The organism is Nostoc sp. UHCC 0870 (genome assembly GCF_022063185.1).
Classification (GTDB): Bacteria; Cyanobacteriota; Cyanobacteriia; order Cyanobacteriales; family Nostocaceae; genus Trichormus.
The window spans coordinates 3,836,631-3,849,221 of the sequence record NZ_CP091913.1 but is presented as its reverse complement, the minus strand read 5'-3'; the positions used below and the strand labels follow the sequence as shown (position 1 = coordinate 3,849,221).

The window sequence follows — 12,591 nt, the reverse complement described above, 5'->3', positions numbered from 1 at the left end:
CTCCTAGCAATGTATAGGTTTAGCTTAAAAATATATAAGCTGTCCCCCTGTCACCTGTCACCTGTCCCCTGTCACCTGTCACCTGTCCCCTGTCCCCTGTCCCCTATCTACTCGTACTCTGCTTTAATATCTCTCAACATAAGTTCATCAAGGGCTTGTTCGGGAGTGACTTCACCTTGTAATAATCGATAAACTTGCTCGGTAATCGGGATAACTATATTTTTTTGCCTAGCTAGTTGTACTAACACCTGACAAGTATTAACCCCTTCGGCAGTTCCTGGTAACTTAGCGAGAATTTCTGCAAGTGAATTACCACCAGCTAGCTGATAGCCAACTTGGTAATTACGACTTAAAGGACTATTACAGGTAGCTAACAGGTCTCCTAGACCAGATAAACCATAAAAGGTTTCCATTTTCGCACCCCAGCAGTTGCCAATGCGAACCATTTCTGTGAGTCCGCGAGTCACTAAAGCGGCTTTGGCATTAGTTCCTAAATGTAAGCCATCACAAACCCCAGCTGCGATCGCCATCACATTCTTGAGTGTCCCACCTAGTTCCACTCCCACCGGATCAGGATTGGTATAAACTCGAAACCGAGAGGAAGAAAATACCAGCTGCACCGTTTCGGCGGCTGTAGGTTCACGACTGGCTACCACCGTGGCGGCTGGTAATGACTGTTCAATTTCTTTAGATAAATTCGGCCCCGACAGCACAACTACGGGATTTTCAGGAAATGTTGATTGCCAAATTTGTGAAGGCGTACAGATCGTTTCTGGTTCTAGTCCTTTTGTCGCCGTCACAAATATAGTTTCTAGTGAAGGGGTGAAAGAATGTACTTGAGATGCAACTTCTCTCACCCCTTTCATGGAGATAGCAGACAGAACTATTTGAGCATCTTGTAGAACATCTGCCAATGTTGCAGATCCGTGGCGTGACCACACACGCACCCTATGACCGTTTTCTGCTGCTAGCTTCGCCAAAGCTGCACCCCAAGCACCTGCACCCAAAATTGCTACTGTATTTCCTTGCACTACTCTTAGGAATTCAAAATTCAAAATTCAAAATTCAAAATACTCACGACTCAATACTCAGCACTCTCTTTCGTGGGTGAAGCTTCATAAGTTCTCGCACTTGTTCAGCATGGTAAGAACTTCTGGTCAATGGGGATGATACAACTTGTAAAAATCCTAACTCTTCACCGTAAGCTTGCCATGAAGCAAATTGTTCTGGAGTGATAAAACCTTGTACTTGCAAGTGTTTTTGACTGGGTTGCAAGTATTGTCCAATGGTCAAGATATCACAATCTACAGAGCGTAGGTCTTGCATAACTTGCCGAATTTCGGCATCGGTTTCACCAAGTCCAACCATAATCCCAGATTTAGTGTACACCCAAGGGGCTATTTGGCGGCTTAGTTTGAGTAATTCTATACTGCGATCGTAGTTCCCTTGGGGTCGCACCCGTCGATATAAACTTGGTACTGTTTCGGTATTGTGATTTAATACCTCTGGTGCAGCTTGCAGAATTATCTTTAAAGCATCCCAGTTACCACATAAATCAGGAATCAGTACCTCTATTGTGGTGTGTGGTGAAACTGTCCGCACTGCTTCAATGCACCGCACAAATTGAGTAGCACCACCATCTGCTAAGTCATCTCTGTTAACAGAGGTAATCACCACATGATTAAGTTTCATCCGGCGTACAGCTTCTGCTAACCGTGATGGTTCTGTGGGGTCTAAAGCTTTGGGTTTTTTGTCAAAGTCAATATCACAGTAAGGACAAGCACGAGTGCAAGCCGGCCCCATAATCAAAAATGTAGCTGTACCTGCTTGGAAGCATTCGCCAATATTTGGACAAGAAGCTTCCTCACAAACTGTATTCAGTGCTAAATCGCGTAAAATCTCTTTAACATTGCCAACGCGCTCCCATTGGGGTGCTTTAACTCGTAACCAGTCTGGTTTAACAGTCACAATCCACTCTTACCACTAAAAGTTTTATAAATCTAATCCTAGCAAGCAAATCCTTCGCTGAATTCATCAGCTTTCAGAAGCAGCAAACCTAAAGACCACATCTACTTTGAGCTAAAGACTTGGGCTAATCAAATTTTTAGTATTAGTCCTAATTTGTGCTATGTTTAGGCATATGTCTAAATTTACGGGATGTGGCGCAGCTTGGTAGCGCACTTCGTTCGGGACGAAGGGGCCGCTGGTTCGAATCCAGTCATCCCGATTTGTTGTACATTCGCACATTATTCGTCGCAATTCGCAAATTGATGATGAACCTGCGTCTGTATTACTAGAACGAATATGCGTTACTTATTATACTCAGTCTATCTTTTTACAAAAACTACAGCATAAAAATTAACAGGAAAAATTAAGTATGGCGGAGAAAACCAAAATTGTCCCCCTTAAACTTTCTGACGGCAGAATAATTAACGTAGAGGTTACACCTATAGGGGAACAACCTGTTTCTGCTGAAATCAGAGTCTTTCAACAAGCAACAGAAATAATTAAATCCATTGCTGAAGATGTTGCCGGTACATTAAAAGATATTGGTGAGACAGTCAAACCAGATAAATTTAGTGTCAAACTAGGTTTACAAATTGGAGTTGAGTCAGGACAACTAACTGCTTTAATTGTCAAAGGAACAGGCACAGCTAACCTAGAAATTACGATGGAATGGGGTAAATAACATTTAATTACCTCACAGTTATTGTAATCTTTTTTATAAAGATGCTAGGTGAGAGCAATTAATGACCAATAAAGATGAATTGCAATGCTGTACAGTGCGCTTGAATGTAGCTGGTAGTCAAGGAACAGGTTTTTTTATTGCGCCAAATTGGATACTCACCTGCGCCCATGTCGTTGAATCTGCGAAAGATAACCCAATGCAGGTATTCTGGAAAGCAGAAAACCAGAATTACACAGCTAAAGTTACACAATTCTGCAAATATCCTATTGATTTAGCTTTACTGAAATTACAAGAAGATAGTTTGCTTCATCCCTGCGTTGAATTGGATAGTGCAGAACCTAATCTCAACGATGATTTATATATTTTTGGTTATCCCAAGAATAGCGAAGTTGATTATTCTCAAGGAGATTCGGCAAGTTTTAAATATGAAGGAATAAGTTTTAAACAGGATATTACTCTCTATAAATTAAAGCAAGGGCAAGTTATTTCTGGCTTTAGTGGTTCGCCTTTGCTAAATTTGCGAACAGGAAAGGTATGTGGTGTTGTGCATCTTTCTCGTGATGAAGATAATGACTTAGGGGGAAGGGCTGTTTCGGCTCAACTTATTAAAGAAAAATTTCCAGAGATTTTCCAACAGAATAAAGAATTTCATCAACAAAAATCCAAAGGTGAAAATCCCTTTGAATATGGTTCTCCTGTTCCTCCACAAAGGTTTTACGGCAGGAAGAGAGAGATTTTAGAGATTAAAAATCGTATTGGTGCTATTAGTCCTCAATGTCTCAACTTGGTAGGATTGCGACGCAATGGAAAATCTTCTCTACTGCGATATATCAAAGAAAGAATCAACGAATTTTGTTCCCCAGCACAAAAGCCTTTAGTTGTTGCCTTAGATTTAACAAATCGAAATTTTCATACTCCAGAGGGGATTATTGAAGGTTTAAGGCGAGGAATTCAGAAACTAACAGGAAGTTTTCCTTGGTCAAAGGAAGATAATGAAGATGGCTTTGCAGTAGAAGATGGCTTACAGGTGTTAGTAGATGAAGGGTATCGTTTAATTATTTTATTAGATGAATTTGAAGCCATTGCTAGTAAAAAAGAAAGATTAGAATTGTTTCAGGATTGGGGTGAAGATTGGCGTTCTAAAGCTTCTGCGGGGTTATTAACAATGGTTATTGCCAGCAAACGCCCTCTGACTGAGGTTTACGAAACTTTAAGTCTGGGTTCTCCTTTCGCCAATATTTTCAGTACAACTATTTTAGGAACATTAGAGGATGAAGCTTGGCAAAGTATCATCCAGAAAGGATTTACGCCTAACTCTGCTCTTTTAGAATGGGTAGATAATATGGCAGGGGGATTGCCCTACTATGTGCAGATGGCAGGGGCGATGTTTTGGCAATATGAGAATCAAGAAAACGCTAAAAATGAGTTTATTTTTCAGGCACAGCCTCGTTTTGAGGAACTGTGGAAAGATTTAACTGAAGTTGAACGTTTAGCATTGCGTTATCAATTAGGAGGAGGTAATTTACCTTTTCCTACTCCAGCAATTGTAGATAGGCTTCAGCGTCATGGTTTATTAAGGGAGGATGGGGGTTTATTTAGTAGTGTGTTTGCAGAATTTGTGAAAGCTCAAAGATAAAGCAAAAAATCAACAATTTTACTATCAAATTTAAAATAAAATGTTACTGTTTTTAAGGGAAACTTGGGAATTGTTTTGGTGGGCAATGTTTTGTCCTTCCAGACTTCAGCAACGCATGAATGAATGGTGTCCTCAAAAGAAAGAAAACGGACACAAACCAGATACAAGTTTTGCAAATATTTTAGGTTTTGGACATTTTCGATTTATTAGTCAGTATCTATCAATAATATTTATTTTTAATATTCCTCTGATTTTTAGACTAATTACAAGTAATCAATTGCTAGATTGGTTGCAGTTACCTTGTGTAATCTTAATTGCTTATGTAATAGCAGTTTTTTTTCTGCCTGTAGGACTTGTCATCCCTTGGTTGTGGTGGATAGTCATATTGCAACCACCTAATAGCTGGTTAGATGGATTAACCGAAGCTATCAAACTTTTACCTCCTTTACCTCAAATTGACATATCTCTTGCAGTTTTAGGAATATCCTTATCATTAACTACTTGGTTAGTTTTATTTTTTTTCAAACAAAAAAATCTTTCCCAGGCTCGTAATGCGATGGTGCTAGGAGGAACAATCAGTGTGATGTTAGGAGGATGGTTAGCTGCTCAAAACTGGTTGTTTCCACTGTTCTTAACTATAATCATAGGCTTTTTTCTATTTTTATTGAGAGGAAATATTGTAGATAGTGATGATGAGGCCGGAGTGGCGGTCGTCGTGGCGGGAGTCGTGACGGGAGTCGTGGCGGTCGTCGTGGCGGTCGTCGTGGCGGTCGTCGTGGCGGGAAGAGTGGCGGGAGTCGTGGCGGGAATCGTGGCGGTCGTCGTGGCGGGAAGAGTGGCGAGAGTCGTGGCGAGAGTCGTGGCGGGAGTCGTGGCGGTCGTCGTGGCGGGAATCGTGGCGGGAGTCGTGGCGGGAGTCGTGGCGTTCGTCGTGGCGGGAGGAGCTACTTTACCACTTCCTTGGTTTTTAGCTTTTGCAGCTTTAATAGCCTTTGCTCTTACATCAACAAAAAACAATATAATTTTTGTCACTGCTACAGTGATATTAATAGCTCTTTCTGCCCAAAATTTAGGATGGCTATCAGCATTAGTTATACCCGTAACCTTAGTTAGCTATTACAGAATCATCGAATATTTTTTCTTCGTTCCTTTCAGTTTTTTCACATCAATTATTAATCGCCTCCGTCCTCAAGCATTGCAATTACTTCAATGCTTACCTCCCTATACCAGTGAACTCCTCCAACTACCTTTACCATTACCTAATCACGAGCAACTTTTCATTTCCGCTTTTCGTAGCAATCCGCAACAAGCTTTAAACATCTTTCAATATACCCAAAATTTTTCCTTACCAGGATTACAAATAACGTTGCAAAATGCCTTACCGCAAATTGTCGCTGACCAACTCCAGCCAATTCAAAATATCCCAAAACTACTTTTTACTGCTGACTCAGATCATCCTATCTTACCCTTCCTGATTTCCCCCTTCTATCACCTTGATTCTGACAGTGATATCTCCACTACAGAAACACCCTCACCAAAAGTAAAACCCGAACTTTCTATCCTACTTCCTCGGTTACAAACTATTATTAGAGATATTCAATCTGCTCTCGAAAATAAAAATATAGCCTTACGAGAAAGAGGATTAGAACGAATCAATAATAATCTTGTTCAGTTACAATTTCAATTACCTTCACTGGGACTGAACAACGAAGCAATTAAATGCTGGAAACCTGTACTAGAACGTTGGCAAATAGTTATTAAAGGGGAACAAAGAAAACAACGCACACTCTCTCAAGGCGAACTAATCAATCCCTTTCAATTCGGTAATCCGGTACGCCTTGAGCAAAGAGATTTATTTAAAGGTCGTCAGCGATTTGCTGATAAAGTTGTCCGTCGAGTTTTAGACCGAGATCGTCCCACTCTTGTGTTACATGGCCCCCGTCGCTGTGGCAAAACTTCATTTTTGTATAACTTACCTCGCCTGCTTCCTAGTGATATCCTCCCCGTGTTTTTGGATATGCAAAGTGCTGCCATCACTACCAAAGAATCAGATTTTTGTTATGGCTTAGTCCGTGCAATTCATAAAGACTGCAAAAGTCAAGGCATTCAATTACCCAATATTCCCAAACGTCCCCAATTTCAAGCTAGTCCCTACACCACCTTAGAAGATTGGTTAGATGAAGCACTTGAGCAAATTGGAGAACGGCGCATCCTTCTCAACCTTGATGAATTTGAAAAAATAGGCACTGCCATTTGCAATGGACAGCTAACTCTACGTTTATTTGACCAACTGCGCCACTTAATTCAACATTATGCACAACTCGGCTTTCTTTTTTCGGGTGTGCAAACTTTAGAAGAACTAGGTCCAAATTGGAGTAGTTATTTTATTAGTGTTGTGCCGATAGAAATGGTCTATCTTGAACCTAATGAAGCTGAGGAATTACTGCTGAATCCAGACCCAGCTTTTAAAATGCGTTACGATACAGGTATTGTAGAAGAACTATTAAAGCTTACCAATTGTCACCCGTACTGCTTGCAATTATTAGGTGCATCAATGGTGAATCAAGCTAACTTTAACCGTACTGATTTAATTACTCCTGAACTCCTGCAAGCTGCTGTTAATGAGGCATTTACTTCTGGTGAACCTTATTTTACAAATATTTGGACAGAATTTACAGGCACAAACCCAGAAGAAATAGCAATTGGTCAAGAATTATTATTACAAGTTGCCAAGAGAGATAATTTAATTTCTATTAATACCCCAATTGCGAAAAAGGTATTAAAACGCCTGGTACGTTATCATATCTTACAAGAAATCAATGGAAAATATGATTTTGAAGTTCCTCTGTTAAAGCAATGGGTGAAAGAGAGGGCATTAAAAAGCTGATTGCTGTAAATTTCTTCCTCTGCTGATTCTGATAATTGGTCATCATAGTATTGCTTGAGGAAACGTTCCACCTGGCGAGTAGTCACTTCGAGGGTATCTGCAACTGGCTGCTTTCTTTGAGACTTAATACTGCGATTGGAATCGGTTTACCTTCTATTTCCGCCGCTTCTAATTAAGTAGCTTTAGCTTTCAGAACTTCTTGCAGTGCTTCGCTTCTTCTTCAGTTAAACCAAATCCTGAGCAATATTTTAAATCAGGAAGAAGTAAGTCGGTGGGAATAAACCTAACTATGTTAAGTAGGGCTTGCTGAGTAATATAAAGTTATTGTGACAGAGTTCGTAGTAAGGACTTCAGTCCTTATTTTAGGACTAAAGTCCTTACTACAAACCTTTAATTATTTACGCCGTTCTACTTGTCAGCAATATAAACTTCATCTTCTTTACTGTAGAAAATATTAATGTGATACGGCTTCATTGCTCATCCTCAAAAGTGAGTGCATATTTTTCGATTAAAATAATGAATTAAAAATTTAAACCGATGCAAACCCAGTAAATTGCCTAACATAAGGTGATCTAAAACCTAAAACAATATCTGATTTCGGCACACCTAAATCTACTAACTGATTAGCAATTCCTTCTTCTGTAAAATCTTTTTGAATCCAAATTTTCCCATCTTTAATACTCATATGAATGGGACAACCGTAAATTCTGTTTTCATCACGCCATCCGGCATACAATAATAAATAAATATCCCGTTCTGTATCAAAAACAATTTCAGTATTTTCTAAATCTTCTGCTGGTTGTTCATTTGCATATTTATAGATGATACTTTTTACTATCTCCCGATAATCTAATGTTTCCATAACACTATTTCCTCCTTCTGAATATCAAAAACTAATAATTTGATATTGTATCTTTCTAAAACAGTTTGAATAAAGATATCAGTAAAAAATTCTTGATATATATCTTTAGATATGGCTAAATATAATACTCTTTCAGAGTCTTGCGTTTCTAAAGCTATCCTATAATTTAAGAATTGACCAATAGCTGTATGAAATTCAGAAATTGCTGAAAGTCCTATAAAACTTTTGACCAAAGAAAAAAGGATACAAGCCCCTAAATTTATTTATGGAGAAGAAAAAAGTGAAATAGCATTAATTCAAGCCCCCGGATTTATCCGTGGGGTATTTAATTTTGAATTTTGAATTGGAGCGAAGCGACTTGACCTCTACAGCTATCTTTTGATTATCTTTTTCAGCACCAATTAACTTTTCTGCTCCTAAATCTATCCTGATTTTAACTAATGCTGTCAGCCGAAAATATAACGGATCATCAGTAATTAACCAACCATCTTTCTCTAAAGCTAAACGAACTGCATTGTGAAAAAAATCTTTTGCTGACATACAAAGTTACAATAACAGCCTTCGTCCTATTATATCCTCTCTCTTCACCTCCGCGCCTCTGCGCCTCTGCGTGAGAAAAAAAAAGGGATAAGCCCGAAAGCCTATCCCCAAAAAAATCAACTAATCAATGTATCAAGTACCAGACTGCCAAGAATTGATATACTCAATTTGCTCAGGAGTCAAACTATCAATGTAAATACCCATAGCTTGCAACTTCAAGCGAGCAATTTCTTGATCAACCTCAACAGGAATAGAGTGCAAACCAGGAGCTAAATTACCCTTATTCTTCACCAGGTATTCACAAGCCAAAGCTTGGTTAGCAAAACTCATATCCATAACTGCGCTTGGGTGTCCTTCCGCAGCAGCTAAGTTAATCAAACGTCCTTGTCCGAGAACGACAACGGATTTACCATTTGTCAACTTATACTCTTCAGTGAAAGGACGGACTTCCTTGATTTCCTTAGCATTAGCAGCCAAGTATTTTAAATCTAGTTCCAAATCAAAGTGACCGGAGTTACAAACGATCGCACCGTCTTTCATGACATCGAAGTGTTCACCCCGAACGACGTGCTTGTTACCAGTCACAGTAATAAAGATATCACCAATAGATGCAGCTTCCGCCATTGGTAGGACGCGGAAACCATCCATAACGGCTTCAATTGCCTTGATGGGGTCGATTTCGGTCACGGTGACATTTGCACCCATTCCACGGGCGCGGAGGGCTGTACCCTTACCACACCAGCCGTAACCAACAACGACTACGTTCTTACCCGCTAGCAAAATATTTGTAGCGCGGATAATCCCATCTAAGGTAGATTGACCAGTACCGTAGCGGTTATCAAAGAAGTGCTTGGTGTCAGCGTCGTTAACGTTGACTGCGGGGAAGGTGAGAACGCCTTCTTTAAACATGGCGCGTAAACGCACAATCCCGGTGGTAGTTTCTTCAGTGCTACCAATTAAATCAGCAATTTGGTGTTGACGGTGTTGAACTAATTCCGCTACCACGTCGCTACCGTCATCAACAATGATGTTGGGGCGATGATCTAATGCTATTTGGACGTGGCGGTTATAGGTGGCTGCATCTTCGCCTTTTTGAGCAAAGACGGGAATTTCGTGGTCTAAGACGAGGCTAGCGGCTACGTCGTCTTGAGTTGATAAAGGATTACTCGCAATTAACAGCGCGTCTGCACCACCAGCTTTGAGCGCGATCGCTAGGTGTGCTGTTTCTGTGGTAATGTGGGCGCAAGCTACCAAGCGCAAACCAGCAAAGGGTTTTTCGATGGCGAAGCGATCGCGGATTTGCCGTAAAACTGGCATTTCCCGTCCAGCCCATTCAATACGCTGTCTTCCCAAGGGAGCGAGGCCGAGGTCTTTAACCTCGTGCTTTAATCGGGGAGATGTTGCGGTCATTAAACAGTTTCCTCAAAAAAAGTAACAAGAGCTACGTAATTTCACACGCGCTCTTCTAGAGTATGCCACGACTCAGGAAATTTGGCTGTAATTACCAAACAGCTAGTCAAAGCTTCTCTGAACTAGACTGAAGGTTGATAAGCTTCATGTCAACTGCATCTTTGGCTTTTTTCTTTTAACTTTATTTTTGGTAAGAGTATTACAAAGATTTCTCTAACTATTACTCACGCTAGATGAAGTCAATTGTCATCTATCTCAAGACAGTTAACTAACAACAAGTTCACCATGCAAAACTACACTGAAAATCAAAAACTCAACTTTTGATAGGTACAATTACTTAATTTAATCGTAGAGGATAGCTAGAGAATTTATCAGCATTAGGAGGTGTTTGAGTGCGCGTTAAATTTTTGGCGATCGCAGGTTCAATGGTTGTTGCCGTTGCTTCTGTACCAAAAGCTACAGCCCAGATTCCTCTTTTACCTCAATTACCAGCTGCTAGCAATACGGGCAATGATGCTAGTAACAGAACTATTTCGGACTGGGTATATTTAGATGGTCGCCGATTGTTCCAGATCGCAGCATCAAAGAGCAATTTCTCTGATCGTTTAGAGAATATCCAGAAGAATTTAGCGGATATAAGTCAAATCTTTTTTCAATCAGATGAGCAACAAATTGAGGTAAGTACCCGAACAGTCAACGGATTACCAATCATTGAAGTCAACGGTAAATACTTGATGACTGTCACTACCACAGATGCCAGACTACAACAGTTAGATCCATCAATCTTGGCAGATCAAATCGCTGAAGATTTAAAGACAGCCTTAGAACGGGCTAAACAAGAACGCCAAACCGAATTTCTCATCGACCAAGGTAAAATCGCTGCTGGGATTGGACTAGCCATAATTGTAGCTAGTTGGGGGGTATATACTTGGCAGCGACGTTCCCAAAAAGATCCAGCGAGTCCCGCCCCGCGAACTACACGCAAGGCTCAGAATATTACAACTCAACTAAATCAACAGCAGCACCAGCATCTGCAAGAAGTCAAGAAACGCTTGTTTCAGTTCACTCAAGCGGGGATTTGGGGCGGTGGAAGTTTTACGATTTTGGGTTTATTTCCCTATACACGCATACTACAAGTGGGGATTGTCGCAGCCGCTCAAATTCCTCTGAAGTTCGGTGTCGTGTTACTAGGAACTTATGTAGTTATCCGTTTGAGTTATGCCCTGATTGACCGGTTTACTTCTACGTTAATTAGTAGTGGTGCTTTACTTAATTCAGAAACCTCTGAACGTATACAACTACGAGTTTCTACATTTTCTGGGGTGACTAAAAGTATTGTCACCATTATCTGGGTAGGAGTTGGCATCTTAATGGGGCTGATTTTGTTTGGAATAGATATTGTTCCCTTGCTAGCCGGTGCTGGTTTAGTGGGTGTGGCGGTGTCGTTAGCTTCCCAAAACTTAATTAAAGATGCGATTAACGGCTTTTTGATTATTATCGAAGACCAATATGCTCTAGGCGATGTGATTGCTGTTGGAGATGTGGGAGGCTTAGTAGAAAATCTCAATTTGCGAATGACTCAACTGCGCGATGCAGAAGGACGCTTGATCACTATTCCCAATAGTGAAGTTAAAATAGTGGCTAATCTTTCTAGCCGTTGGTCAAGAGCCGATTTAACGATTCCCGTGGGCTATAACACCGATATTGAAGAAGCTTTGCAGATAATTAAAAACGTAGCTTTGGAGATGGATCAAGACCTACTATGGAAACGCCAAATTATCGAAACACCCCAAGTATTAGGTATAGATCATTTTGGCGATCGCGGTTTAATGATTCGGGTATGGATTAAAACCCAACCCCTCAAGCAATGGGATGTCGCACGAGAATACCGCCGTCGTCTGAAAATTGCCTTCGATAAAGCCGGAGTGCAGATTCCTGTACCACAACAAGCAATCTGGGTAAATGACTTGCAGTTACTCAACTCTCACGAAAATGGGCAAGTTAGTTAAGCTGACTTTTCCGGTTATGTGGAAAAGATAAAAAAATATCCAAACTGTAGGGTGCGTCAGTGTGATAGAACCTAGCTATACTCAGAAATTATTCATACTGACGCACCCTAACCAGCCATCAATTGCGGATAATTTATTGGATATTTTAGTACAAATGTACTAAAATAAGTACAGCATTCACAAAGCCTAGTACAGCCAAGCGGTTATGTCACGGTCTTCTGGAAGAGGGTCTAGTCAAATGATGAAGCATTACATTCTCAATCTCAACCCCACAGCCAAACACGAATGGGATCGGTGCATCTTAAGAGATCCTCTGACTGCAAAGCGTCCAGATATTGCCAAATTAATTGCTGAAGCAGTTGGTGCTGATACCGGCAGTTATTTGGTCAGCGTAAATATTGAAGTTCAAGTGTTAGAACAAGCCGCCGCACCTCAATGTGAGCAACTTTCACTATCAATATCTGAGGTGAATGTCCCAACTCAACTCAGAGAAGCAGCGTAATTTGGGGATTGGGGACTGGGGAAAACTGGGGAAAACTTCTCCCTTGTCTCCCTTGT

The 12,591-nt window shown here is 40.6% G+C and carries 9 protein-coding genes, 1 tRNA gene and 2 pseudogenes; 6 read left to right on the top strand and 6 right to left on the bottom strand.

The features are described 5' to 3' along the window. Positions 1 to 107: 107 nt before the first annotated feature. Complete coding sequence (locus L6494_RS16175; protein ID WP_237996059.1) at positions 108 to 1,031, bottom strand: NAD(P)H-dependent glycerol-3-phosphate dehydrogenase; 924 nt, start codon at positions 1,029 to 1,031, stop codon at positions 108 to 110. 43 nt (positions 1,032 to 1,074) lie between these two features. Beyond that, the gene (gene lipA, locus L6494_RS16170; RefSeq protein WP_237988737.1) at positions 1,075 to 1,968 is read right to left on the bottom strand and encodes a lipoyl synthase; all 894 of its coding nucleotides are present in this window, start codon (positions 1,966 to 1,968) and stop codon (positions 1,075 to 1,077) included. A gap of 185 nt (positions 1,969 to 2,153) precedes the next feature. Here lipA and L6494_RS16165 point away from each other — a divergent pair. The 4 genes from L6494_RS16165 to L6494_RS16150 all read left to right on the top strand — a co-directional run bounded on the left by L6494_RS16165 (position 2,154) and on the right by L6494_RS16150 (position 7,212). Next, positions 2,154 to 2,227 (top strand) — tRNA-Pro (locus L6494_RS16165). Between the two features lie 150 nt (positions 2,228 to 2,377). Further along, positions 2,378 to 2,689, top strand: coding sequence for a CU044_2847 family protein (locus L6494_RS16160; protein ID WP_237988736.1), 312 nt, complete (start codon positions 2,378 to 2,380; stop codon positions 2,687 to 2,689). A gap of 61 nt (positions 2,690 to 2,750) precedes the next feature. Beyond that, positions 2,751 to 4,325 (top strand): serine protease, encoded by a 1,575-nt coding sequence (locus L6494_RS16155; RefSeq protein WP_237988735.1) that lies wholly within the window; start codon positions 2,751 to 2,753, stop codon positions 4,323 to 4,325. A gap of 40 nt (positions 4,326 to 4,365) precedes the next feature. Then, complete coding sequence (locus L6494_RS16150; protein WP_237988734.1) at positions 4,366 to 7,212, top strand: AAA family ATPase; 2,847 nt, start codon at positions 4,366 to 4,368, stop codon at positions 7,210 to 7,212. Positions 7,213 to 7,741: 529 nt separating this feature from the next. On the opposite strand, the gene L6494_RS16145 is transcribed toward L6494_RS16150, so the two are convergent. The 4 genes and pseudogenes from L6494_RS16145 to ahcY form a co-directional block, all read right to left on the bottom strand. Continuing rightward, the gene (locus L6494_RS16145) at positions 7,742 to 8,074 is read right to left on the bottom strand and encodes a XisI protein (protein ID WP_237988733.1); all 333 of its coding nucleotides are present in this window, start codon (positions 8,072 to 8,074) and stop codon (positions 7,742 to 7,744) included. Then, positions 8,062 to 8,304, bottom strand: a pseudogene (locus L6494_RS30875) (element excision factor XisH family protein); the annotation flags it as partial. The gene L6494_RS16145 and the pseudogene L6494_RS30875, both read right to left, overlap by 13 nt. A gap of 133 nt (positions 8,305 to 8,437) precedes the next feature. Further along, positions 8,438 to 8,614 (bottom strand): annotated as a pseudogene (locus tag L6494_RS30870) (element excision factor XisH family protein); the annotation flags it as partial. A gap of 132 nt (positions 8,615 to 8,746) precedes the next feature. Beyond that, positions 8,747 to 10,024 carry an adenosylhomocysteinase gene (ahcY, locus tag L6494_RS16135; RefSeq protein WP_237988732.1) on the bottom strand — a complete coding sequence of 426 codons (1,278 nt, stop codon included), beginning with the start codon at positions 10,022 to 10,024 and terminating at the stop codon, positions 8,747 to 8,749. A gap of 392 nt (positions 10,025 to 10,416) precedes the next feature. Between ahcY and L6494_RS16130 the strand changes: the two genes are divergently transcribed. Next, positions 10,417 to 12,033: a mechanosensitive ion channel domain-containing protein gene (locus L6494_RS16130; protein WP_442946962.1), complete on the top strand. Its 1,617-nt coding sequence runs from the start codon at positions 10,417 to 10,419 to the stop codon at positions 12,031 to 12,033. 238 nt (positions 12,034 to 12,271) lie between these two features. Then, positions 12,272 to 12,535, top strand: a complete 264-nt coding sequence (locus L6494_RS16125; protein ID WP_237988731.1) for a hypothetical protein — start codon at positions 12,272 to 12,274, stop codon at positions 12,533 to 12,535. The last annotated feature ends 56 nt before the right edge of the window (positions 12,536 to 12,591 follow it).